Here is a 23,993-nt window from a genome sequence, read left to right on the forward strand (position 1 = left end):
TACAGGTCTTTTACCGAATATAATCTAATAATGGTCTTTTCCAGTATAATTTTGAACGATAATTTTAAATACAGAAACGCTATTAACTGTTCCATCATCAAATGAAAAATCCTGTCCAGTCTGGTGTTTCATTAACAGCGATAGCGCTGTTTTCTTTTCTTCAATGGCATCTATAAAGACAACCCTACCCTTTCCAATAATGCTTTTAAAGTAATATCCATATTTACAGGCTATATCCGCTGTAATAAGTCTATGTTCACAATCCATTTCAAAACATACATCGCTGTTCTCTCTCAATGCACAAATTTTTCTTCCTTCCTTTGCACTATGGAAAAATAACACCAATTGACTATTTTCATACGTATAGCCGAAATTCATTGGCACAATATAAAGCCCTGCTTTATCGTGCATAGCAATTCTACAAATTTTACACTGGTCAATAATCTGCAATAATTCCTTTAGTTCTGTTACCTCCCTATCTTTTCTTCTCAAATTCATCATACTCCTTTAAATATTATTGCTACACATTTTGCGTCTTTAGCGTACCAAAGTTATTTAGCTTGTCTAATGTTAAATCCGATAATCAGATTATGTTAAAGAATCTGACGGATAATATCAGTAAATAAGCCGATATTATCCGTCATTGATTTGTACAAGTAAGCCATGTTTCCCATTAGAAACACCCTCAACAGAAAGTGCTTGTAATATAGCTAAAGTTACATGTTTTCTACAAACTGTATACTGACGCCATTGGGGTCCTCAACATAGAAAAATTTAATATGGGGATTAGGTTGAAAAGGTCCACTGTCTACTTCCAGTCCTTTTTCTTTTATAAATTTAATCTTTTCATCAACTGATTTAACTTCAAAACCTAAAGAAATACCCTCAATATTATCATTCTTTACTTTATAGCCTGGACCGCAAATAAGCTCAACTTTTGTTTCTCCGTCACCTAAAAAAGAAATCTCGACTCCTGGCTCTACAGTAAATCGTCTGCTAATCGAAAGCTCTACAATTTCTTGATAAAACTTCAACGATTCTTCCATATTCTGAACCGCAATTGTGCACCAGCAAAATTTCATAATTCCACTCCTTACCGCTTATCTCATTTAATTTAACTGCTATATTCCATTTCCAGTGCTATAAAAATTCTTAAAAAAACAAACTCTGGGCTAACGATGACGGAAACAGCCTTTAGTTTGTTGTAAGACCTCCGTCAACTGGAAAAATCCCTCCCGTAATCCATTTTGCCTGTTCTGATGCAAGAAAAACTGCCATATATGCTATGTCTTTCGGCTCCCCGATTGTTTGCAACGGATAAATGGAGGTAATCATTGCGTTGAAACGGTCTTTTGCTTCATTATCAAGCCGTTCCATATTACTCTCAACTTGAGGCGTAGCAACAGTACCGGGTGCAATCGCATTAACCCGAACGCCCTGCGGGCCTAATTCATATGCAAGGGCTTTGGTGAAAGATTCGATAGCCCCTTTTGTCATGGAATATGCTGTCGATGGTCTATCCGGCAGCATCCTTTTGGAAAAATAAGATGAAATATTAATCACATTTCCCTGAGAATCAATTAGATCATGTAGGAAAGCTTGCGTCAGTAAATAAGGAGCTTTCACATTCAAATTTAGGTGATAATCCAATGCCTGGATATCCGTATTCGAAAAAGGGATAAACCGTGCGATACCAGCATTATTTACAATAATGTTAATTTTAATGTTTTTTGAACGAACCTGTTCGACAATCTCAGAGATAGTGTCTTTGTTACTAATATCCGCCGCAAGAGTGTGAACAGTTACATCATATTGTTTTAATAACTTTTCCTTATGACCCAATTTTTCTTTATCTCTTCCAATAAGAATTAGATTTGCTCCTTGCTCGGCAAAAGCTGTAGCAGTTGCAAAACCAATTCCATCACTTCCTCCTGTTATAATAGCTGTTTTGTTGCTTAACAAATTCATACTATACTACCTCCTAAAATTATCATAAATTTCTTCTCTAGTAGGTAGTATAAAATACGGATAAATAGCTCTCATTAACATAGGTTAAAATCAATGGATTTTTTTATTCTTGATAGGGTAACATTGGTAACGCCAAGATACGAAGCCAGATGGTAATCAGGTATTCTTCCGACAAGGTCGGAATATTCAGTGCAGAAATGTCTAAACCTCTCTGTCGCCGAATTTGTAAGAAATTCATATTCTCTACGGAACTTATCCTCTACAAATAATTCAACATAAGGTAACGCAAACCTTTCCCAATAACCATGACGAGTTAACCAAGAATAAAAAGATGAAAAATTGCAAACTGAAACTGTAACAGTTTCTAAAGCAGATATGTTGAAGAGACTATTATTCTTACGGGCTGAAGGAGCAATCGGCCATAACAATTGGTTCTCCCAGAAGAAACCCTTATTATAATCCTGCCCTTCTAAATTCGTATAAAAAAGTCGAATAATACCTTTATGGATAAAGAAAACTTTATCCCATTTCTCTCCGGCTTTGACGAGCATTTCGTTGTGACTATATTCCTTTTCAACAAATAAAGTCGAAAGTTCGATCAAATCCTTTTTATCAATACTGATAATATTATAAAAAATTTTTTCTTTTAATAATTCTCCCAAAGATTTTTTTTCATAATCTATCAAATTATTCTCCCCAGTCTTAAATAGTGATAATCTTACATTACATTTTTTAAATTCAGGTAAACACTATCGAGGTCATCTTGCATCTACGCATATTCAAAGGGCTGAATAATTGAAAAGCTTTTGAATTGCCTCAATTGAAACTCCAGATTCTATGGTTCGTGCAATAATATCTTTGTCAAGGTCCATTGACTATACCAACTATTTCAAGGAAATTTACCTTAAGTTTACTCCTTGGTCCTATAACCAACATTTAGCTAAGTTCACCAAAATCTAATTCTCCATATTCACCCTAATATCCTTCTGTCAGATAATCTACCCAAGGACACACACAATAATTTTCACCAGAATATGTCTTTGTCATATTAGCATAAACTACCTTTTATATTGGATATATCTCGCAAACAAATAAACCGATCATTCCTTCATTTTTGATGCCCCTTATTTGGACGCTTTAAATATTATTCGCTTCGTTAAACTCCAACTACAGAACAGCAGTGCAAAACAAAGAACGCCCTTCAGTTAAGGCGTTCTTTGCGCATAATTCGTCTACTGTACATAAAAGACCTGCTTGATTTATATATCAAGTACAGGTCTTTTACTGAATATAATCAGAAAAATGCATTGTAACAACATTTCCCAATCAATCTTTAGATTAGTTACTTTTTTCGGCTTTGCTGCCTGCATCTTATAATGTCAAGGATGTAACTTATAGACTAACCACTTACTTTTTTACAAACCTTTAATATTTTACTTTTTGTTCGACTTTTTCTTGATTTTAAGCATATTTTTAATATCCTCTAATGGGTTATCGTCCAAAACGTTAACCATTATCCATTTGCCGTCATGGTAGGTTTGTGCTTTATCGTACAAAGATTGAATATTATCAGAGAAATTTTGTCTTTCTGTTTCAAACTTTTCTCTTTCATTTTTTCCGTAAATAACCATAAAACCAAAACTTTTCTCTTTAGCATAAAGAGTACAAAGGGTTTTACTACTTTTACGGAATTTATATTCATAAAGCCCCCCCTTACCGCCATTATTCCATTGAGAATTCATATCATAGTTTTCATTGACAAAATCGCATATTTTCTGCCAAACTTCATAAACATCCGAACCTAAAAGGACAACCAATTCTTCTTGTGTTGGTATTCTCTCTAACATTTTATCACTCCCTATATAAATTTAATTTTTCTTGGTTTTCCTCTTGTTTTCATAGAATTGCTAATTCACCAAAAGAACTTATCAAGGATAGAACTTGCATAGAATACTTAATTCAGAGAAATTGAGTATGGCAAAGCCAATGTCTGTGTTTTGAATATATTTATCAAGCGGCCCTATAATTGAGATTATTATAATAGTAGCCCCGGTGCTATCCAAAGACGGGGCACATAAACTCGTAAAGTAAATATCTTATCTAATGATAATCATTTCAGCTATATGGCATGTGATTAAACAATTTCTTTCCCAAGCATATAGTAATCAACCCCGACAGAACCAAAGTCTAACATTCGTGCTTCGAACTTGTAACGCTGTGTTATCCAAAAACAATTAGAAGCTATGTTTTCGGAGTTTGTTTTTATGTATACTTTTCGAATACCTTTGTTTATAGCGAGCTGCTCTATCTCCTTAACAAGGGACGCGCCTATTCCTTGTCTTCTCTCCTGCCGATGTACTCCTAGCCAGACTATCTCGGCAACACCATTAGCCCCTTCATAAGGTTCGAACTGTAATGTACCAAACCCCTGAATGCCTTTGTTTACGTAGACTAATGAGATATATCTTGGTAAAGTCAGGATTTCTCGGACAACTTTCTGAGCCACTTCTTTAGCTTCAGATTCGCTAATCATATTCATCAAAATATTTGTAATACCAATATCGTCCTCCTGATAAGCCAATCTTACGTTCATTTAGTCTTACTCCCAACAACTTCTTTTTGAGTTCTATAAAGACATTTTGACAAGTTTATAGAACCTAATTCCATATTTTGCGGTAAATTCCTCCCTACTCGGTTCAAAAACTCCCAACTACAGAAAAACTCGCAAAGCAAAGAACGCCCTTCGGTTAAGGCGTTCTTTGCACATAATGGGTCCAACCACAATCAAATCTCCGGCATCATCGAATACACCTGCTTTGCGAACAAAAAAAACTCCATCAGAGGTGGGGAATTTACAAATACAAAATTACATATAAATCTTGCGAAGTAAGTGGAAATTTGTCCTGAAACCGTATAAAAATCCCTCCTTTCATTAAATTATACGTATAATACGTACGTCAATAGTTTAACCCCAGATGCCTCGGCTAAAGAATGCCTTATCCTCGTCACTAATGGGTTCCCAGGGTTTGTAGTTGGTCTTCAGCTATAAGAATTCTCAAAGAAAGTACAACCCGAATCGTGTGCCAATCGGAATGTCCGGCGGAGCAGCTATGGTGTACCATTCTATTGTGTAAACGTTGTGGTTTGTTACCATCAGTTCGTAAAGGTACAGTATACCGTCAATCCTTATCTCTGTGGCTATGAGTATGTCTACGTTCAGGTGGTTTCTTGTAATAGTCGTGGTGTGAAGAAAGTACTATAAAATGAAATGAATTAATAAAATGATTATTGAAGATACAAATTAAATTAAGGAGGTGGAAAAAATGACGCAGCTTTTACAAACGATCCAACACACGACACCATTGACGCAGAGTTTTATAGGGATGGTTATAATTTTTGTTGTAATGAGTACAGCAATGGTACTTGCGTATAAGTTCAAGATACTAAGGGGAATAGGCGAATGAGAACTTAGGATCATTCACACATATTACTACACGGACTGATAGCGGATAAATTCACCCTGGGGCTTGTACATTTTACAACATAAACAAATGGCTGTTGTTACGATTACCAAGTTAATAAGATCTTCTGTATTACAAATCGTACATACTTTCTCGCCTTCCTTCGGTTCCTCCACCTCATATACCTCTGATAATGATTAAGGACGCTTTCTTGATATAACCCAAAAACTCAAAAACGGAAATTTTAATTTCATAATTCTCTATCTATTAACTCAATTCATTTTTCTTCTAAAGTCTTGGAGGGCCTATCATCGGGCTCGTCAATCGGATATTGAACATTGATAGACGTCTGGGGTATTTCATACGTATTAAATCTATTCTTTATTAAAATTTATGTATATCATTTTATCTCCGTGCTTATACTAACCCAAAGAGGAGATGATCTGGTATGAAACTGAATATAAGAAAGATGAAACAAATAAAACGGCAATCCAGAACAATAGTAAAAGCCTTAAGAAGAATAGTTTCTTTACCTTAAAAGTAACGCAAAAAAGCCCACCTCTAATTACGTGGGCTTTTTCTTCTTCTTTGGGAAAGTTTATTAACAACCCCCATAAAAATCCATGTTTAAAACGTAGAAGTATATAGATATACTCTTTAGACTTTGCGAAGCCTCCGGACGCGGAGGCTCCTTTATGGCCATGGGTACTTTGACCATAATCCGAGTTCTGATCGTTCTCATTCCTATTCCCATGTAGATTCAGGATCTTGCGACTTAGGCGACTTTGAGGAAGGATACATTGGCGGCGAGGTAGATAAAAAAAGGCCCCTCTTTAGGAGGGGGATATAGAGGTATATGGTAAATGGGTAAATGGGTAAATGGGTAAATGGGTATATGGCCGTATTGACATTTGTAATAATAATACTTACTGATTGAAAAGACAAATCACATCTTTTAAAGTTTAGTATAAGAAATACTTATACAAGAAAGCCCACTCCGATCAAGGAAGTGGGCTTTCGTCATGTGCAGCGTCCGGCAACGCTATTTATTTTATTGTGCTAGTGCTTGGGATTTTTTATGGTTTTTGCCAATAGTCAACCTTAATTGTGTTATACTAACAAATAACTAATTTCACTTAGGAGGTAATATACGTGTCTGGCATAAAGTTTAAAAGAAATCTATTAGCTGCGATTACTGTCCTATTTTGGTTTGCTCAATATGTCTACATACCATTCCTTACACCCTACCTACTATCTCTTTCGATATCGGCAACCATTGTGGGAGTTATTGTCGGGGCATACGGAGTCACCCAACTGCTTTTAAGGATTCCGTTAGGAATTATTACTGATATTGTCGGGAATCACAAAATTTTTATCATTATAGGTGCCTTCTTAGCCGGTACTTCTTCTATCATGATAATACTTTTTGGTTCACCTATTATGCTGTTTGTGGCTAATGCCCTATCGGGAGTTGCTTCGTCAACATGGATTTCTTTTACCTTGCTTTATTCTTCATACTATGACAAATCAGAAGGTACGAAAGCAATCGGCCTTATCACTTCCCTTATGAACGTCGGTATTTTAGCCGCGTTTTTACTCGGTGGAGTTTTTGAACAATTGGGCATACGCTCACTGTTTATCTTAAGTTTTGTATTCGGAATGACCGGCTTCATTCTCTCATTCTTTATCAAATCTGAGACTGCAGGCCGAACAAATGTCACTGCCGCCAGTCTTATCAAAGTAATGAAGAATAAGAAACTCTTAATAGTCTCTCTTTTAGGCGGTTTTGTTTGGTTTTTAATGTTTGGAACTGTGTACTCCTTTACAACGAGTACTGCAAAAGAGCTCGGTGCAACAGGCCTCCAACTTGGTGCTATTTATGTTTTATTTAGTATTATGAATATTATCGGCGCCTACTTCGTCAGTACAAAGGCTTCGAGTATGCTTGGCGAAAAAAGCAATATAACGTTAGGCTTTGTTTTACTTGCTGCATATTGTGCCGGAATAGCCGTCGCACCTGAGCCTATCTGGTTCTTCCCGCTCCAAATGATCGGCGGGTTTGGCGCGGGCATGCTTACGGCGATTCTTATGGCCATAGCTGTAAGAGGCTTTGATGCAGATAAGAAATCCACAGCCATGGGTTTTTATCAATCGATATATTCACTCGGTATTACCTTTGGACCAATAGTCATGGGTATTTTGATCGATCATTCGTCCAAAGCCTTCTCATTTTCTGTCATGGCTATAATTGCCTTAGCCTGTTCAGTTTTCGTGTTGACGATGTATAAGCTTAGTCCTCTATTTAAAGAAGCCTAACGGAGAGTTCCACCTATCCCCCAGCCATATCGAACTTAAGTGCCGTAAGCGTTAACGGCGCTTTTTTTATTTAATCCAATTTAATTAATTTTATAAATTATTTCATCAGTACTTTTTGTAATTAGTTTTGAGGTAATCATTGGGTCAGTTTGTAATTAAACGACTATCTAATTAAAATGATTAACTATTTAATTATTCGATTATGAATATTAGAACAATTAAAGAGGTTCTATTATATTTTTGTCGAATATAGTATTATATTTAGATTTTATATCAGTAAATATCAATCTTAGTCGTTTAATGATTGTTTTCAATATAATAGGACGGAGGTGTTTTCATGTGAAGTGTCAGTGTGATTTATGCAGAGGGCAAGAATGCTATTGTAAACATTGCTTAGATAAGAAACAATGTGGATATGCTAAAATCGACGAATGCCGCTGGGAAAAAATAAAGAACGATAAAAGAGACAAGGTAAAGCTGATTTCAAATAGAAAATAACCAATACTGCCAAACTCGAAAATCGAATTTCAGCAATTTACAGTAATGCCGCAGATGCATTTTTGGACTTCACTCATGATAGTGAAAAATAAACATCCACAAGTTAATACTTAATAATACTATAAAAAGAACTCCCATTGGTTAGTATGGGAGTCTAGTGAGGTTAAAGTGAATGCCAATACACCTTAACTAATAAAAGGCTATCATCTTTCAAGTGTCTTGTCGATAGAAAATATATATGTTCACGATAAATTTTATTTATTAAAATACCTTTTTTTAAGGGCGCTTCTCATTTTCATGATAAGCGCCCCTATGAATTCAGGAATCACCCTTTCCAGAATCCACATAAAGATTTTAACTTAGAGCATGTAAGAATTTTGCCGAATAAGGTCGTCTGAATTAAAAGACTTCTTGAAAAGATAATTTTCAACCTTTGGCGTCTCTCATCGAACAGCCTGAAATTTAGTTCTACACTTGGGACATTCCGTCATCTCACTGAAATAATCCCAGATTGAGTGACACATTTTACACTCTTTTATAAAAGGAACAAATGGAGCGATGTTCTCCGTTATGTTATTCTCGATTTGATCTGGTTCTCCAGAATATTGTTTCCTGGAATTTTCAACTTCAGACTTGCCAACAGCAATAGACACAAGACAACGTCCTTTCCTCCATAATCGAATATTATTATATATAATTATAAGAAAATGTCGACAACTCCGTCAATTAAGAAACCCCCTCGCAATTCGCACTATATTTCACTTATTTGAAGGAAATTATCTGTTTTCGGGAAGAAATTGCTCCCCTTCATTCAAAAGGTAGTTCAGACTCGATTTAAGACTATAAGAAGTTAATTATTGTAAAATAAATAGTTTATGTTCTTCGAGAACAGATTCTAATTCAAGCATATACATACTTGTAACATCTCTATTATCAGTACTCATTTCCGCTAGTTCATTGAAGCTTATTTCATTCTGGCACTTTAATAACGTACGCAGTATTCCCCGGCTGGCTAAGGGGATCATCCAAAAGGTATTGGGATGTTGTAGCGTTTCAAACCAAGATTCAATTTTGATTCTATTGGCAAATATTTTGGCAAGAATTCCATTTTCCCTCGAATCAGACATTTTTCAAACCTCCTCCTTATTGATTATATTGCAAGTAATGATTTTCACAAAAAATACATATAAACGATATATTCAACATAAAAACACATAAACCTTCTAAACTTTGAAATTAGCTTCCGATAAATCACCTTGATATAACTATAATATGAATTTTATAGTTACAAAAAGACTCTCATCATTTAATGACGAGAGTTGACGGAGGGTAAATCAAACGCCAATAAACATTATGCCCAAGGGCTTGGGCAAATACCTTCAAATGTTTGCCAAATACCACTCTATCCTGACGTTTATTACGTCATAAGGAATATCAAAAGGAACCCTAAACAAAAAACAAACCTCCGCGTCCGGAGGTTAAAGCGCAATGCCCCATTGTATATCCCGCTAAAAGATTCTGAGGGACACGGTTTTGAGAAATCTTCTTCATTCTAAAAAAATCGTGAAACTAAGGAACTAAGAGACATAAATATTTTTCTTACGACATATTATACTATAAATTTACATATTTGCGTCAAAAAGCATCCTGGTAATTTATTACATCAAATGTTTTATAAAGCGTTATGGTATGTTGGAAGACCTAAGTGCTATGTCTGTTCCGTAAGAAAAAATAATTAATTACTTTTTTGTTCCGTTTTTAGCAAATCAGTCATATTAAATGAATTAGTCGCGTTAACTCCCGGTATTTGAATTTCTATTGGAGAGTTTATTCCGGAAATATCAGAATTATAATTAAGGATCATTTCCAAACTACCTTTTGGAGTATCTGAAGCGGATGATTCTTTGCTCATGAATTGATTCAATTGATTTAAGTCAATTTTAAGGTCGATAGTTCCACTCTCTTTTATTATATAACCATTATAAATATAATATTTTAGATCGATCCCTTTATCTCCCAAAAGAGTAACATTCTTCAACCGATCCATTTGAGTATTAAACATCGTCAAAAAATCCGCTTTATTAGCATTGAATTGTTCAAAAGCCTGATTGAAGTCACTAATGCTTTTTTCCTTGTCCGGTGCTTGACTCATTTGCAACGTGGAATTAACCAAATCTTTCACAAAATCCATAGCTTCTTTATCTTGTGTAAAATTATTAACGGTATAACGTATTAAATCTTTAAATTGCTTATCATTAAGTCTAAATTCATAGCCTCGGACTAACTTATAGCCCTCATCAGTGGATATAGTTTCGGTTGAGTTAGCGACAGTGTCAAAATCCGGGTTAAATCGACTTGCATAACTTTTCAAAAAGTTAATTTCTTTTTCTTGAAAGGTTTTACTAAATTCTAAAAGTTGCTTTAGGCTATCATTATTCAAACCAGAATCTTTCGAATCCAAAGGGTTAATGACTAAGTAATCTTTACTAGCAAACTGTTGAGGCAATGAACTTTTGGCAACTAAAGGAAGTCCTATAATTTCCTTAATTGATGGGGTATCCCCCGTCAAATCCGAGTCTACCCAAACGGGGACATTAATTTTCATTCCCGGAGTAACTACGTCCATAATAACTTTGCTCTTACCGACTGTTTTCTGATCATTATATGTAGATTCTACATCAAAATTGAGCGAAGCATTATTTAACAACGTAGCAACAGAATCGATTTGTTGTTGATCCTGTGGATCAAACCCCTGGCCACTGACGTGAAAATTCATCGTTGTTTGACTATGTGATGAATTAATTGTTTGCATGTTCAAGGCAGCGTTAAAAATTTCCTGTTCATTACTGCTGCAGCCTGTTAAGACCAGAAGCAACATCATAGCCAAAGCAAACCAGATCACTATTTTTTTCCTCTTCATTCATTTCCTCCCTCTCTACTATCTTAATAGGAACTATACTATATTATAATATACTTCATCCTACATTGTATATCGGAAAATTAGAGATTAATTTTCAGGTTTAAATTATTTTGCTTTTTTAGGTAAAAATAAGCAGGGAATATTGCTTTGCGAACCTTCGTTGTTCTAGCATCCCCTGCTGCATTTTCTCACTTTATCGATTTATAGGTTATGTTTATACAATGTAAGACTCAGTCCATCCTTCAGCGCAATAGCATTTGTTATGGGCTAGGCGCTTTCGGTGAAAGTGTCCACAGGACACTTTTGTCACCGAAGATCTGATGTTCAGCTTTAGCTGAACGAGTTCACTCCGTAACCGAAAAACTTCTCAAGATTGTAAATAAAAAGCCACATGTAAGCAAGGTAATAATTAATTTCATAATCAGCATCTCTTTCAATTAGTTGATATAGGTCAGTCACCCTTGCTTATAAGATTAAACTAAAATTCTTATGATTCCATGAACATTATATTAATAAAGTATTAAATTTACAGACATTTAATTTCTTGATGAGTCATCCCTAAAAAAAGAAGTCATGGTGTTTGAATAACTTGATTAAACAATGAAACACAAAATAATCAACATTTATTATGCCAACTCAGGAAATACTGTATAGGGAATCAGCAAACTACAAGGAGGGTTCATAATGAGTAAAGATAAAGCCAGAAGAGAAGAATTAGCCGCAAAATATCCCGAAGTGGAACAACATTTTCAAAACATCAAGCAAGAAATGTATGAGCCTCAAATCGAGAGATTAGGAGAAACAAAAAAGGAACAAAAGCAACGTACTGAGGGGAATTAAGGTATTTCCTTTAAGCACCTTGAGAAGGACTGATATTCAGAGAGGTATCAGTCCTTCTTTCCCGTTCTATTTTTTAGAAGTACTAATGGTTATTGGCCACCTTAAGCTGATTTATGATGGTTTCGCTAATTCTATCCGGAACCTCTTCATACTGTAGAAATTTAAGAGTAAATGACCCTCTTCCTTGAGTAAGAGCCCTTAAATCAATGGCATAACGCATCATTTCAGCCTGAGGCACGTGTGCCTTAATGACTTGATATTTTCCGCAGGCCTCCATCCCTAATACTTTTCCCCGTTTCGTATTAAGATCTCCGATGACATCACCCATGAAGATTTCAGGTACTTTAACTTCAACTTCCACCACCGGCTCAAGCAACGTTGGTTTTGCCAATTCCACTCCCTTGCGAAAGGCAATTATGGCAGCCAGTTTAAAGGCCATTTCCGACGAATCAACGGAGTGATAAGAACCATCACAGAGAGTGACCTTGATATCGGTCACAGGATATCCAACCATAGCCCCTTCGGTCATGGCTTCCCGAATTCCTTTTTCCACTGCTGGAATATACTGTTTAGGGACCGACCCTCCGAATATTTCCTCCGAAAATTCAAAATCTTTACCATCTAAGGGTTCCAGATTAATCCAGACGTGACCATATTGTCCATGCCCGCCAGTTTGTTTTTTATGCTTTCCTTCAACTTTCACAGCTTTACGAATCGTTTCACGATATGGAACTCGCGGGACTTTGATAGCCACAGCAACTCCAAACTTGCGAGCTAATTTTTCCTGAAGAATATCAAGGTGCATTTCACCTAAACCAATTAACAATAACTCTTTTGTTTCTATGTTTTTGCTAAGTTTGATGGTAGGGTCTTCTTCGGCTAATCTTGCTAAAGAATTGCCTAGTTTATCTTCGTCGCCCTTGCTCTTTGGCTCAATGGCCATCGATAAGGTTGGAATCGGAAAATCTATATCTTCTAATTGGAGCGGATGTTCTTTAGTGCATAAGGTATCCCCTGTTTTTACACTTTGCAATTTGGCGGCAACTGCTATATCTCCCGCTGGAACAGATGCAATGGGTTCCTGGGTTTTGCCTCTCAAATATAAGGGTTGACCAATTTTTACTTCAACATCTCGATTAACATTATAGACTATGGATTCTGAGGAAAAAGTACCTCCATATACTCGAAAAAAAGACATCTTTCCAACATAAGGATCAGCAAGGGTTTTAAAAACTAAAGCAGCTTTTTGTGGTAAAACCTCGGGTGAAGGAACTAAATCGACAAAGAAATTGAGAAGATTTTTTACGCCGATATTTTTAAACGCTGAGCCGCAAAGTACAGGGATCACGAGATTTTGCTTCAATGCTAAACGTAAAGCCGTTTGCAAATCCTGACACGTTAACGATTCTCCATCGAGATATTTCATCAGGATTTCATCATCAGCTTCGGCAACCGCTTCTGTCAGCTGTTCTTGTAGCAGGTTTAATTCATCTTGATAGTCTTCAGGAACTTCCTGCACCACATACTTGCCGCTTCCGTTTGTCTCAAAATTGTACATCTTATTTTCGATAATATCGATTACTCCATGAAAATCCGCTTCCAGTCCAACCGGAATTTGTAAAGGAGCAAAGCGGGCATCTGGATATACGTCTTTCAGTTGTTCAATAATCTTATTAAAATTGGCATTCTCACGATCCAGTTTGTTAATAAATATAACTTTCGGCAGCTTCTTTTCTTCCATAAGTTCCATAGTAATTTCAGCCTGTACTTCCAGACCTGATACACCATTGAGAACAATAACCCCGCACTCTGCAACTCTCAGAGCACTTATGACTTCCCCAAAGAAATCCGAATATCCTGGAGTATCGAGAACATTGACCTTAACTCCTTGCCATTCAATAGGAATAAGACTCGTACTAATCGACACTTTGTGTTTAATTTCTTCTGGCAAAAAATCCGAGACTGTGTTTCCTTCAGTGATTTTGCCGATTCGGTTGATCACACCCGAGTTGAAGAGAAAAGCTTCCGACAGAGAAGTCTTTCCTACTCCACCATGGCCGACCAGACAGATATTGCGAAGATTTTTCGTGTCATAGTTCTTCAAGACGATCCCTCCTAGTATGTTATTAAGAAAAGGTCTTAGCCTTTTACTTGCAACAGTAATTGGGAGCTTTGATTAAAGTCTGAAGATAATAGTTTTGATTAGTTTATTGAGCCGAGCAGGTCAAGTATTCTCATTATAAAATTATTTCTTTTCGTAAGTTCCTTTTAAGATGGGTTTTTTATTCCTTACCATGTAGTTTCCTTTGGCCCAGACATCTCGAACTTGTAAAGACTCATCGAGGACTACCAGGTCAGCATCATAACCTACTCGTATCATGCCTTTATTTTTGAGAGACAGGACTCCGGCCACGTTAGATGTTATGGTACTTAAAGCCTTTTCTAAGGCTACTCCATGGTGATGTACGGCTTCTCGAACATCACGCCATAAAACTTCGACAGAGCCAACACCCATGCCAACTAAAACACCCTCTTCGTTATATTCTGGCATGCTTCCATTTCCGTCCGAAGTTACAGTAATTCGTTCATTGAGAAGATCGCGTTGTTCTAACATTGAAAGGACAGCCGGCACCTGAAGTTCAGCGGGAAAATCATCACACCCTGCTGTTAAATCAATGTGTCCTCCTGCCTGCAAGAACTGAATTCCCTGTTCTATCAAGGAATGAGTACGATTAATATGAGTTGGCATAAATTGAGTAATAGGAATCTCGGTTTGTTCAAGAATCTTCCATATATAATCGAGTCCACGCTTCCCCTCCCCAAGATGGAGATGAACGACGCCGGCTTTTCCTCCGAGCATTCCACCGACTCGGGCTTCTGAAGCTAAACGTTCAAGCTCGGCAATTTGAGGTTGAGCAGAACGGTGATCTGAAATTGCGATTTCTCCTGCACCGATTACTTTTTCAATCAGGGCCAAGTCTTGCTGAAGCGTTGGCAGAAGTGTTCTTACTGGTACTTGATAGGCACCGCTGTAGATAAAGGTGCTAATTCCCTCATCTTCAAGAGCATAGGCCTTCGTGAGAAGCTCTGGAATTGAGCGAGAAACCGAATCTGTCCCTAAGCAGCCGACAACGGTGGTTGTTCCGCTTAGAGTGAGCTGTGACAGTTGAATTTCTGGGGTTCTGGAAGCCGGGCCAGCTTCCCCGCCGCCGCCGCAGATATGTACATGAGCATCTATAAAACCAGGAGTTAGGATCAAGCCATTAAGATCAATCTCTTCTCCCTTGACAAAGTCAGGTAAATGCAGATTCCTCCCGATAACTGCAATACTCGAACCAACAATGAGAACATCTGTTTCTTCAATATATTTCGGACTATATATCTTTGCGTTCTTAAGCAGTTGCCACATTATGATTCCTCCCTTGAGGTAGAATGCCCCATTTTAAGAACCATATTCCTCCATGGAAAACTTTTCTCTATACAACAGTAAAATCCTTTTGATTTTCACAGTTCGGTAAAAAATTTCTTAAGCATTTCCTTATTTCCCTGCGCATATGGTTAGAAGTAACAATATTGCCATAGTTGTGGAGGATAAAAATGCCAAGAAGGACCTTTGTCTACGGAGCGACGATTCTCTTAGGCGCTAATTTATTGAACCGCGTATTAGGCTTTACTTACCAATATTTAATCATGGCCCATATAGGTGGAGAAGCCTACGGACTCTTTAATATGGTCTTTCCCCTATATATGCTGGCTCTGGTTTTTACGACAGCCGGAATTCCCCTTGCCGTTGCCAAAATGGTCGCCGAAGAGGTTTCCTTAGGAAGAGCTCATCAAGCTCGTTCTATCTTTCGCCTTGCCTTTTGGCTTCTTACAGTTTCGGGGGCATTAGTTTCATCAGGCCTCTATTTCCTGACACCCTACATCGCGCACAGGCTTTTTCCTGACCCTAGAGTCCTGACGATTTTTCAGATTTGTACACCCGCTATCTTCATAGTTTCTATCTCCTCAGTCTTTAGAGGTTATTTTCAAGGCTTACAAAACATGGTTCCTACAGCAGTAAGCCAAATTTGTGAACAAATTGTCCGCGTTGGTGTAGGCTATACAACAGCCATTTACCTTCTCAAAGCCGGTGTTGAATGGGCCGCGGCGGGATTAGCCTTCGGAATGCTGGCCGGAGAAGCTGTCGGTCTTTTTGTAATTATCATCCATTACCATAGGTCTCGAATACCCTTAGAAAAAGGCTCGGCCTCCCACCCTTCTACGGGCAATATTTTAAGGCAATTATGGCATCTCGCTTCTCCGGTCACCGTCGGAAGATTATTTTCTACCGGACTGTCCGCTTTAGATGCGATGCTCATCCCTCAACGTTTGCACGCTGCCGGTTACAGCGCTCGGGAAGCAACGACTTTGTTCGGACAATTAGGGGGATCTGCCTTTACCTTGCTTACCTTTCCCAGCGTCTTTACCTTTGCCTTAGCAACGTCACTAGTTCCATCTATTTCTGAAGCAGCAGCTCAGCACCAGTTCCATATTGTCCGTGCTCGAAGCGTTGAAGCAATTCGTTTAACAATCTTGATTGGTATTCCCTGTCTGATCACTCTCTTTTATTTTTCCCGCCCACTTACTGCATTTTTTAAAAGTCCTGAAATCTCGCCAATTTTGCGAATCTTAGCATTAGGCGGCATTTTTTCATACATTCAACAAACAACGACAGGGATTCTGCAAGGACTCGGAAAAGTTCAACTTCCGGTTCTTCATTCAATTATTGCAGCCATGCTGCGAATTCCCATTTTGATCTACCTTACCGGCCTTCCTCAGTGGGGTCTGCGGGGAACCGCTTGGGCTTATGTCATTGGTTTTATTATTATGGCTGGTTTGAACCTTCTAGCTATCTCACGAAGCAGCGGCATGCCTATTGACCTTCAGCGTTTTCTCCTCCAACCCTTTAGCGGAGGAATCGCCATGATTCTTGCTTTTAGCCTCTTAGACCCCATCCTAGGTGGAAATTTAGTAGGCTATAGTTTGGAATTTTCCTGCGGAGTTTTGCTTTACGGTATAGTTCTGGTTCTCAATGGTGGCATAACCTTCTCTGATTTAAGACGACTGCCTTGGCTCGGGAAATTTTTATAGCCTTAAAAAATCATCTCCACCAACGTCTAAATTGTTCTCCCCATTGCCAATAGGATAACAAAAGTAAAATACCGACAAAAAGAATAATCAGAAACTTATATATAAAGTACACTTTTATTACTTTTAATATCACTAACAATGCGCCTAAAAAAATAGGGACAACTAATAGTTTAATTACAGAGCTTGAACGTTCTTTATTTCTGAAACTTGGAAATGATAGAAGCAAAGCAAAAATAATAACGTAAACTATAAACGATCCAAATATCATGAAACTTCCTTCCTTAACAAAAAGAAATAAGATATCCAATTTTTTATCACTATAAAGCTTGAAAAAATGTAAATACTATCATTGTACGGATAAAGATAAGAGGGAGGAGATTTATATATGAGTCGTCGTAATAGAAACGCCGGTATTTTACCGCAGCCGGTTTTAGAACAATTCAAATGGGAAGTCGCGGAGGAATTAGGTCTTAGTTCTAAGATCCAAACCCAAGGCTGGGAAAACATGACCTCCCGAGAATGTGGGCATGTTGGCGGCAGAATCGGCGGAAGTATGGTAAAGACAATGATCCGACGAGCAAAAGAATCTCTGAACACCCCCGTCTAAACCGTATTCCGCAATAAAGGAGTACAGAAATTTCTGTACTCCTTTATTGCTTAGCCAATACTTCAGTCCAAAGCGGCAAACTCGCATAATCCGTCAAATCACTATGGACCGGAGTAATGGAAATGAAATCCTCCTCAATTGCCCGTAAATCCGTATCGTTTTCATTATCTGGAGTCATAGTACCACTTTGCCAATAATAAAGCCTTCCTCTGGGATCGGTTCGTTGTTCAAAAATATTTTCATAAACTGCTTTACCTAATCTTGTTACTCTCAGCCCCTGCCACTCATGGCGAGGTTTTCCGGGAAGATTTAAATTAATCAATCCCTTATGATTCAACTTGAGAAAAAGATTCAAATTCTCAGCGATATAGGCTGCCGCGGGTTCAAAATCCTGATATTCAAAGCTGGCTAAAGACACAGCGATAGAGGGAACGCCCAGTAAAACTCCTTCCATAGCTGCGGAAACCGTTCCGGAATAAAAAATATCCGTCCCCAAATTAGGACCTTGATTAATCCCCGAAATCAGAAGATCAGGTTTAGGAATAAGTTCACCTTGAATCGCAAGTTTTACACAATCGGAAGGAGTTCCGCTTATAGCAAATCCTTTAAAGGATTCTTTCAGTAGATGTTCGGCCACAAATAAAGGATTAAATAACGTAATGGAGTGACCCGTTGCTGAGCGCTGACCATCAGGTGCTACAATGCTGACATCATATCCATTATGATTGGCAAGAACCTCGTACAGCGTTTGAATTCCTGGAGCGAAATAGCCGTCATCATTAGTCAACAAAATATGCATATCGTTCCTCCTATTACTCTACTTCATAAATCGACACGACCATTTTATCCTCTTTTTTTGTTAACCCAAACATCAGTCGATAATCTTTCAAGTTTTTATTGAGGAAATCAACCACTTTATAAAGTTCTCGATTAGGGCTAACCTTCTGTGTCGCAATAAGTTCGAGTTTTCCCGGCCGCTCCGGTATAGGAGAAGTAGGTCTCTCATCCATAGGATACCTCTTTCTTAGCTTTTATGACCCTGAATTAAGGAAAAAGCCTCTGATCTCGTTATAGGATTCGTTTTAAAAATTCCCCGGACAGCAGAAGTAAGCGTTCTCGAACCTGCCTTTTTTACCCCCCGCATGGTCATACACATATGCTCTGCTTCAATAACAACAAGCACCCCTAAAGGTGAGAGTTCGGCCATAATTGCATCAGCAACCTGAGATGTCAAGCGTTCCTGAAGTTGAGGTCTGCGGGCAAAGCCCTCTACGACCCGAGCGAATTTCGACAAACCGGTGATTTTCCCTTTCCTGGGAATATAAGCAACATGAGCCTTCCCATAAAAAGGGACAAGATGATGTTCACACATGGAATAGACTGGGATATCCTTAACAATCACCATTTCTTCATGTTCTTCTGAAAACTGTACTTTCAAATGTCTGCTGGGGTCTTCATGCAGACCTGCAAATACCTCGGCGTACATCCTGGCAACACGCTTTGGTGTGTCTTGAAGTCCTTCTCTTTTAGGATCCTCCCCTATTGCTTCTAAAATCATATATACAGCCTGCTCAATTTTTTCTAAATCCATCCCCATAATCATAACTCCTTTACACGATGATCCCTCACTATTTCTATAACTGCCCCATAAAGACATGGGTTTGAGGAATAACTCGGACATTCATAAGCTTTTCTAAAAAGAATCCCTGCCAATCTAAAAGCTGGCCGGGTTTAGGACTCTCGCAACCGTTGACTTTGGTGACGGGCTGTAAAATAGTCAGCAATGACGGTTTGACGCCCGCAATTAAATCCCGTGCCTTTTGAAGATCCTCTAATTTGCTTTTCTCAGTCACAACAATTTTAATAAATACTTCTTTGGCGAGACTTTTACGCAGGAAATCTTCGTGAACATCCCAAAAGACCTCTTCTCCAAAAGGTAACTTTATATCCATACTGATAATATCAACAAGTGACAATATTTTGAGAAGTTGGGACGGTAGTGTTCCGTTGGTTTCCAGATAAATCGGAAGATTCTTCTTCTTGATTATGGGTAGAAACGACGAAAGTTCATCAGCCCAAAGAAGAGGTTCTCCGCCAGTGATGCTTAGGGAATGATGGAGAGAAAAATCGTAAGACTGAAGCAACTCTACTAGTTCGAAAATATCAATAGGATTTTTGAACTCACGAAAACTTCGCGAACCTGGGGTAGGTTCCATGCGAAAATGTTTCGGTACGATAGTCTCTGTATCACAATATGGACATTTTAAATTGCAGCGAGGAAACCTTAAGAAAATTTGACGTGTTCCGACGTACGGTCCTTCTCCTTGAATCGATGAAAAAATTTCAGTTACCGGTATCTTAATCATCACATAACCCCTCGAACTTTACAGCGGGCATGGCGCATGGACAAGACCTCAGCACAATATCGTTTGGCGACGTTTTCACCGAATTCAAAAACATTTTGGACTTGAAGATCATTTAAGCCAATCGTCGGAATAGGAGTATTATGGTTGGAAACGTTTAAGCCGCAGTGGATAAGCGTGGAAACAGGCGAAAGGGTTGCAATACTTACTGAAAGCTTTCGGTCTCCATTATAAAGGTCATCTCCAGTTCGCCTCAGAGTAGTCACCCCTATTTTTCCCAATTCTTCTTTAATAGTTGCTATTAGTAAGCGCTGCCGAATAATCGTTTTTTCTAAATCCATTTCAAAATGTTCAACAATAAAATGCAGCATGTCCTCACTATATATCCAATCTTGTGCTGCTACATCTTCCATGTCCACCATCTCATTTTGTTCAACGCGGCATGCACCTCGAAATACACACAGACTATCCCCCATTAAACCAAAGTTTTTGTAGGTAAACAGGGATTGAAGCTGACTCCCATCATAGTTGAGAGGATTATGATGAATATGATAGTTCAAGACTATTCCCTCTTTTCGCGGCCTTTAATTCTTTTTAAAATTTAAAAATATATTTTGATCCTATTAAGGAGTGTCAAACAGTTTATTTACCAAAGCCTGAGCCTCATTTGCGATTAAAGCTCGTTTCATTCTCAAACAACTTTCGCAATGTCCACAAAGCCGTTGTCCATTTTCATAACAGCTCCATAGCTTTTCAAATGGAATATTGAGTCTTAAGCCTTCTCGGACAATTTCTGATTTTGATAACGCTGCAGTAGGGCTTGCAACCGTCACCGTATTTTGGGTTGAGTATTTAAAGCAATCATTCATTGCGTTCATGAATCCTAAAGAATTATCCGGAAATGTTGCCGCCTCTTCGCGATTGAAACCCGTAATCAGGGTTACCTCTTCACCCATATTTTCAGCAAATACAGCGGCAATATTCATAAACAAACCATTTCGATTAGGTACCCAAACCTGATGAGCACTTTTAAGAGCCTCTTTTTCAATATTATCAAGTTGATCAAACTCAAGTTGGGGCAGATCTGTTGTACGATTAACCAAGGCAGTTCGAGTCTGCTCTTGAAGAAAAGGCAAAGCAATAATTTCATGGTGGATATGATAATGGTCGGCAATCTCACGAGATGCAGATATTTCCTTCTCCTTTGCCCGTTGACCATAATCAAACGTTATGGCTAAATCCAGGGTTGCTTTCTCGAGAAATAGGGCCATAGCCACTGTTGAATCTAAACCGCCCGATAGTAAAACGATACCGGCCAAAGGTCAGTCCTCCTTATAAATTGCCCAGGCATCTGGAGCTTCGAAAACTTTCACCCATACTAAGTGATTTTCACCTAGTACTAAATTCTTCTTAAATTCACAGAATAGAAATTGGGCTATCAGCTCTGCCGTAGGATTGACTCCCTCGGGCCCAAACGCCGGCAAATCATTAAGCAGGCTGTGATCTAACAAATCAAGAGTCTTTCTAATCGCCTGTTTTACGTCACTAAAATCTACCAACATTCCTAAATTGTCTAATTGACTGCCTTCGATGCAAACGACAACATTCCAACGATGCCCATGCAAATTGGAACACTTGCCGTTGTAATTGCGGATAAAATGGGCGGCATCAAAATGCGCCTGAACACATACCTGAAACATAGTTAACTCCTTATTTGAGATAATAATATCTATATTAACATTTTTAGTTACAAAAGAAAAATGAAACTTAGACAAAAGAAGAAGGGGTTTCCCTTCTTCTTAGGCTAATTTTAGTGCTTTATTATAGCAATCAATGGCCGTATCGTACTGATTCATTTGATCGTATACATTTCCCAGTAAAGCCCATCCCGCCGAATGATCGGGGTCTATTTCAATAAGTTTATTTAGAGATTCTATACACTCCTGCCAATTACCTTTACGAGTAAGACATACACTAAGGTTATAAAGAATCAACGGGTGATCGGGGCTTAACTGCAAGGCCTTTTGATAGTAGTCTGCCGCCCTTCTTGATCTTCCTTGCTGAACAAGGGTAAAGGCCAGATTGTTGAGTAAAATTGGATCTTGGGGATAAATTTTTATAGCCCGATCCAGGAGGTTTAATGCTTCCTGAGTTCGCCCCTGATTTTGATAGACTGCAGCGAGATTACTTAAAGAATCATAATGATCCGGTTCGTACTTAAGGGTGAATTTGTAATATTGTATTCCTTTTTTTATCTGACCGGTTTGAATATAACAATAGGCTAATCTTGCCGCTAAATCGGGCGTTCCGCCATAGCGAAGGGCCCGATCAAAACTAAAGCAGGCATCTGCCAATTGCTCCAATTTCAAGTGCATTTCTCCCTTTTCTTCCCAGTATCGGGATTCACGCGGTACCAATTGACAACACCCTTGAAAACAGCGCAAGGCTTCTTGATATTCTTCATGATAAGCATAAATAATCCCCAGACGATAATAGGTTTCTGCATTTTTAGGTTCTGCCCGACAGGAATTATCAAGAGCCTTAACTCCCTCCTGCCAATTTCCTTGTTCCAAATGACAATCTGCAAGGATCTCCCAGAACTTTGAGTTTTGCGGTTTTAATTTAAGCGCTTCCTCAATAGAATTTTTCGCTTGGAGAATGAGACCTTGTCCAAGATAACATTGTGCCAAGAGACCGCATATCATTCCAGACTCATCGTTGTTATTTTGCTGCAAGGATTCCAAATAATCCCTTGCTTCTTGGAATGCCTGAACTTCAATTAAGTGTTCGACTTCGCTGAGTCGAAACTTACCTTTGCATTGTTTCAATAAATCTACCCATTCCTGGGTAGCCACATCCGTTTTCCCCAGCCAAAAGTGCCATTTTGCTTGCAAAGAATTCCATATATATGTTTTCCTGAGAGATGGCCTTTTTTGTTTGACGTTTGAGACCAAAGGTACACCCATTGTCTCAGCCCCTTTTTACTTATTTTTCAATTATTTCATTCTCCTTTTTTTCTTTTAATCCTTCTACCACACCCGAGAATCGAACGCCAAAAGCCTTGGATATATGCGATTATTCATTAAACTAGATATGTTTTTCCTTTACTCTCGTCAGATTATTATAATTACTCCTTAATTTATGTCACAATAAGTATTTATTCCTATAAATCAACAGTGAACTCGGTATAGAACCAATCCCACTTGTCGAATTGGGATTCCTACGATTGGATAGATCAACAAAAAATGATTAACAGTGTCTTAGAAACTTCGTTCTGACAATAAGAAAACTCGGCTAATTGCCGAGTTTTTGTAAACAGAGGTTCTATCTTTGATGTTCCATCAAGGAAGAAGATTGGACTTATAATTTCGATTTTAAACGCAAAGGCGACGCATCATTGCGCCCCTTCGCATTTAGAACAATAGCCATAAAATTTCAAATCGTGGTCGGAAACTTTAAAATGATTACGTTTCATAATAACGGCTTCTAAAGACTCTAATAAATCATCATCAAATTCCGAAACATTTCCACAGCGTAAGCAGATAAGATGATGGTGATGATGATGTTCATCCTTACGACTAAATTCATAACGAGTTCGGCCGTCTCCAAAATCGTTCTTAATAAGAACTCCAATTTCCGCCAATATATCTAGTGTCCGATAAACAGTGGCAAGACCTATCTCCGGATTTTCGTTTTTAACGAGCATATATACTTCTTCGGCGCTTAAATGACGATCCACATGTTCCACAAACATGTGGAGAATCGTCTGTCGTTGAGGAGTTACTTTATAGGAGTGATTACGCAGCAAGTTGCAGATATTCTCAAACGTTCTGAAATTCTCCATCAATGCCCCCCCTCCATATATTTCCTATTATAAGACATTATTT

General features: G+C 38.1%; 23 protein-coding genes. 4 read left to right on the top strand and 19 right to left on the bottom strand.

What is annotated here, in order from left to right; translation table 11 throughout:
* Window positions 1–24: 24 nt before the first annotated feature.
* The 6 genes from ACPUYX_RS12420 to ACPUYX_RS12445 form a co-directional block, all read right to left on the bottom strand.
* A complete protein-coding gene (locus ACPUYX_RS12420; protein ID WP_426380127.1) occupies window positions 25–498 on the bottom strand; it encodes a pyridoxamine 5'-phosphate oxidase family protein in 474 nt (157 codons plus the stop codon).
* Window positions 499–716: 218 nt separating this feature from the next.
* Complete coding sequence (locus ACPUYX_RS12425) at window positions 717–1,082, bottom strand: VOC family protein (RefSeq protein WP_426379972.1); 366 nt, start codon at window positions 1,080–1,082, stop codon at window positions 717–719.
* Between the two features lie 112 nt (window positions 1,083–1,194).
* Window positions 1,195–1,968: an SDR family NAD(P)-dependent oxidoreductase gene (locus tag ACPUYX_RS12430; RefSeq protein WP_426379973.1), complete on the bottom strand. Its 774-nt coding sequence runs from the start codon at window positions 1,966–1,968 to the stop codon at window positions 1,195–1,197.
* A gap of 74 nt (window positions 1,969–2,042) precedes the next feature.
* Window positions 2,043–2,654, bottom strand: coding sequence for a Crp/Fnr family transcriptional regulator (locus ACPUYX_RS12435; RefSeq protein ID WP_426379974.1), 612 nt, complete (start codon window positions 2,652–2,654; stop codon window positions 2,043–2,045).
* A gap of 747 nt (window positions 2,655–3,401) precedes the next feature.
* The gene (locus ACPUYX_RS12440; RefSeq protein ID WP_426379975.1) at window positions 3,402–3,815 is read right to left on the bottom strand and encodes a DUF3788 domain-containing protein; all 414 of its coding nucleotides are present in this window, start codon (window positions 3,813–3,815) and stop codon (window positions 3,402–3,404) included.
* A 287-nt stretch (window positions 3,816–4,102) separates the two neighbouring features.
* The gene (locus ACPUYX_RS12445) at window positions 4,103–4,561 is read right to left on the bottom strand and encodes a GNAT family N-acetyltransferase (RefSeq protein ID WP_426379976.1); all 459 of its coding nucleotides are present in this window, start codon (window positions 4,559–4,561) and stop codon (window positions 4,103–4,105) included.
* 2,020 nt (window positions 4,562–6,581) lie between these two features.
* Between ACPUYX_RS12445 and ACPUYX_RS12450 the strand changes: the two genes are divergently transcribed.
* The gene (locus tag ACPUYX_RS12450; protein ID WP_426379977.1) at window positions 6,582–7,745 is read left to right on the top strand and encodes an MFS transporter; all 1,164 of its coding nucleotides are present in this window, start codon (window positions 6,582–6,584) and stop codon (window positions 7,743–7,745) included.
* Between the two features lie 1,352 nt (window positions 7,746–9,097).
* Here the strand turns inward: ACPUYX_RS12450 and ACPUYX_RS12455 are convergent.
* Complete coding sequence (locus tag ACPUYX_RS12455; protein ID WP_426379978.1) at window positions 9,098–9,370, bottom strand: hypothetical protein; 273 nt, start codon at window positions 9,368–9,370, stop codon at window positions 9,098–9,100.
* Window positions 9,371–9,978: 608 nt separating this feature from the next.
* Window positions 9,979–11,163, bottom strand: a complete 1,185-nt coding sequence (locus tag ACPUYX_RS12460; RefSeq protein ID WP_426379979.1) for a hypothetical protein — start codon at window positions 11,161–11,163, stop codon at window positions 9,979–9,981.
* Window positions 11,164–11,847: 684 nt separating this feature from the next.
* On the opposite strand from ACPUYX_RS12460, the gene ACPUYX_RS12465 reads away from it, so the two are divergent.
* A complete protein-coding gene (locus ACPUYX_RS12465; RefSeq protein ID WP_426379980.1) occupies window positions 11,848–12,003 on the top strand; it encodes a hypothetical protein in 156 nt (51 codons plus the stop codon).
* Window positions 12,004–12,085: 82 nt separating this feature from the next.
* On the opposite strand, the gene fusA is transcribed toward ACPUYX_RS12465, so the two are convergent.
* Together fusA and iadA are read right to left on the bottom strand one after the other, a co-directional pair.
* Window positions 12,086–14,107, bottom strand: a complete 2,022-nt coding sequence (gene fusA, locus ACPUYX_RS12470) for an elongation factor G (RefSeq protein WP_426379981.1) — start codon at window positions 14,105–14,107, stop codon at window positions 12,086–12,088.
* Between the two features lie 141 nt (window positions 14,108–14,248).
* Entirely contained in the window at window positions 14,249–15,412 is a 1,164-nt protein-coding gene (iadA, locus tag ACPUYX_RS12475) for a beta-aspartyl-peptidase (RefSeq protein ID WP_426379982.1), read from the bottom strand.
* Between the two features lie 188 nt (window positions 15,413–15,600).
* On the opposite strand from iadA, the gene ACPUYX_RS12480 reads away from it, so the two are divergent.
* Both ACPUYX_RS12480 and ACPUYX_RS12485 read left to right on the top strand, forming a co-directional pair.
* Window positions 15,601–17,136 (top strand): putative polysaccharide biosynthesis protein, encoded by a 1,536-nt coding sequence (locus ACPUYX_RS12480; protein ID WP_426379983.1) that lies wholly within the window; start codon window positions 15,601–15,603, stop codon window positions 17,134–17,136.
* A 385-nt stretch (window positions 17,137–17,521) separates the two neighbouring features.
* Window positions 17,522–17,743: an alpha/beta-type small acid-soluble spore protein gene (locus ACPUYX_RS12485; RefSeq protein WP_047808207.1), complete on the top strand. Its 222-nt coding sequence runs from the start codon at window positions 17,522–17,524 to the stop codon at window positions 17,741–17,743.
* Window positions 17,744–17,786: 43 nt separating this feature from the next.
* Here ACPUYX_RS12485 and surE read toward each other — a convergent pair whose 3' ends face one another.
* From surE to ACPUYX_RS12530, 9 genes are all read right to left on the bottom strand, one after another.
* Window positions 17,787–18,542, bottom strand: coding sequence for a 5'/3'-nucleotidase SurE (gene surE / locus ACPUYX_RS12490; RefSeq protein ID WP_426379984.1), 756 nt, complete (start codon window positions 18,540–18,542; stop codon window positions 17,787–17,789).
* 13 nt (window positions 18,543–18,555) lie between these two features.
* Complete coding sequence (locus tag ACPUYX_RS12495; protein WP_088227877.1) at window positions 18,556–18,753, bottom strand: YpmA family protein; 198 nt, start codon at window positions 18,751–18,753, stop codon at window positions 18,556–18,558.
* 14 nt (window positions 18,754–18,767) lie between these two features.
* Window positions 18,768–19,340, bottom strand: a complete 573-nt coding sequence (gene folE, locus ACPUYX_RS12500; protein ID WP_426379985.1) for a GTP cyclohydrolase I FolE — start codon at window positions 19,338–19,340, stop codon at window positions 18,768–18,770.
* 37 nt (window positions 19,341–19,377) lie between these two features.
* Window positions 19,378–20,109: a 7-carboxy-7-deazaguanine synthase QueE gene (locus ACPUYX_RS12505; protein WP_426379986.1), complete on the bottom strand. Its 732-nt coding sequence runs from the start codon at window positions 20,107–20,109 to the stop codon at window positions 19,378–19,380.
* The gene (locus tag ACPUYX_RS12510; protein ID WP_426379987.1) at window positions 20,109–20,666 is read right to left on the bottom strand and encodes a DUF366 family protein; all 558 of its coding nucleotides are present in this window, start codon (window positions 20,664–20,666) and stop codon (window positions 20,109–20,111) included. The genes ACPUYX_RS12505 and ACPUYX_RS12510 overlap by 1 nt, the downstream gene beginning before the upstream one ends.
* 63 nt (window positions 20,667–20,729) lie before the next feature.
* Window positions 20,730–21,425 carry a 7-cyano-7-deazaguanine synthase QueC gene (gene queC / locus ACPUYX_RS12515; RefSeq protein ID WP_426379988.1) on the bottom strand — a complete coding sequence of 232 codons (696 nt, stop codon included), beginning with the start codon at window positions 21,423–21,425 and terminating at the stop codon, window positions 20,730–20,732.
* A 3-nt stretch (window positions 21,426–21,428) separates the two neighbouring features.
* Window positions 21,429–21,806, bottom strand: a complete 378-nt coding sequence (queD, locus tag ACPUYX_RS12520; RefSeq protein WP_426379989.1) for a 6-carboxytetrahydropterin synthase QueD — start codon at window positions 21,804–21,806, stop codon at window positions 21,429–21,431.
* A 99-nt stretch (window positions 21,807–21,905) separates the two neighbouring features.
* The gene (locus tag ACPUYX_RS12525; RefSeq protein ID WP_426379990.1) at window positions 21,906–23,072 is read right to left on the bottom strand and encodes a tetratricopeptide repeat protein; all 1,167 of its coding nucleotides are present in this window, start codon (window positions 23,070–23,072) and stop codon (window positions 21,906–21,908) included.
* Window positions 23,073–23,500: 428 nt separating this feature from the next.
* On the bottom strand, window positions 23,501–23,950 hold the full coding sequence (locus tag ACPUYX_RS12530) for a Fur family transcriptional regulator (RefSeq protein ID WP_047808213.1): 450 nt from the start codon (window positions 23,948–23,950) through the stop codon (window positions 23,501–23,503).
* Window positions 23,951–23,993: the final 43 nt, after the last annotated feature.

It is taken from the genome of Desulfosporosinus sp. SYSU MS00001 (genome assembly GCF_049943955.1).
In the GTDB taxonomy this organism is placed as follows: domain Bacteria; phylum Bacillota; class Desulfitobacteriia; order Desulfitobacteriales; family Desulfitobacteriaceae; genus Desulfosporosinus.

Coding starts and splice junctions, on each gene's coding strand:
- ACPUYX_RS12460 (WP_426379979.1), bottom strand. CDS start 11,163: ATGAAGAGGAAAAAAATAGTGATCTGGTTTGCTTTGGCTATGATGTTG.
- ACPUYX_RS12485 (WP_047808207.1), top strand. CDS start 17,522: ATGAGTCGTCGTAATAGAAACGCCGGTATTTTACCGCAGCCGGTTTTA.
- ACPUYX_RS12430 (WP_426379973.1), bottom strand. CDS start 1,968: ATGAATTTGTTAAGCAACAAAACAGCTATTATAACAGGAGGAAGTGAT.
- ACPUYX_RS12505 (WP_426379986.1), bottom strand. CDS start 20,109: ATGATTAAGATACCGGTAACTGAAATTTTTTCATCGATTCAAGGAGAA.
- ACPUYX_RS12465 (WP_426379980.1), top strand. CDS start 11,848: ATGAGTAAAGATAAAGCCAGAAGAGAAGAATTAGCCGCAAAATATCCC.
- ACPUYX_RS12495 (WP_088227877.1), bottom strand. CDS start 18,753: ATGGATGAGAGACCTACTTCTCCTATACCGGAGCGGCCGGGAAAACTC.
- folE (WP_426379985.1), bottom strand. CDS start 19,340: ATGGGGATGGATTTAGAAAAAATTGAGCAGGCTGTATATATGATTTTA.
- ACPUYX_RS12480 (WP_426379983.1), top strand. CDS start 15,601: ATGCCAAGAAGGACCTTTGTCTACGGAGCGACGATTCTCTTAGGCGCT.
- iadA (WP_426379982.1), bottom strand. CDS start 15,412: ATGTGGCAACTGCTTAAGAACGCAAAGATATATAGTCCGAAATATATT.
- ACPUYX_RS12420 (WP_426380127.1), bottom strand. CDS start 498: ATGAATTTGAGAAGAAAAGATAGGGAGGTAACAGAACTAAAGGAATTA.
- ACPUYX_RS12445 (WP_426379976.1), bottom strand. CDS start 4,561: ATGAACGTAAGATTGGCTTATCAGGAGGACGATATTGGTATTACAAAT.
- queD (WP_426379989.1), bottom strand. CDS start 21,806: ATGTTTCAGGTATGTGTTCAGGCGCATTTTGATGCCGCCCATTTTATC.
- ACPUYX_RS12455 (WP_426379978.1), bottom strand. CDS start 9,370: ATGTCTGATTCGAGGGAAAATGGAATTCTTGCCAAAATATTTGCCAAT.
- ACPUYX_RS12530 (WP_047808213.1), bottom strand. CDS start 23,950: ATGGAGAATTTCAGAACGTTTGAGAATATCTGCAACTTGCTGCGTAAT.
- ACPUYX_RS12440 (WP_426379975.1), bottom strand. CDS start 3,815: ATGTTAGAGAGAATACCAACACAAGAAGAATTGGTTGTCCTTTTAGGT.
- surE (WP_426379984.1), bottom strand. CDS start 18,542: ATGCATATTTTGTTGACTAATGATGACGGCTATTTCGCTCCAGGAATT.
- ACPUYX_RS12425 (WP_426379972.1), bottom strand. CDS start 1,082: ATGAAATTTTGCTGGTGCACAATTGCGGTTCAGAATATGGAAGAATCG.
- ACPUYX_RS12525 (WP_426379990.1), bottom strand. CDS start 23,072: ATGGGTGTACCTTTGGTCTCAAACGTCAAACAAAAAAGGCCATCTCTC.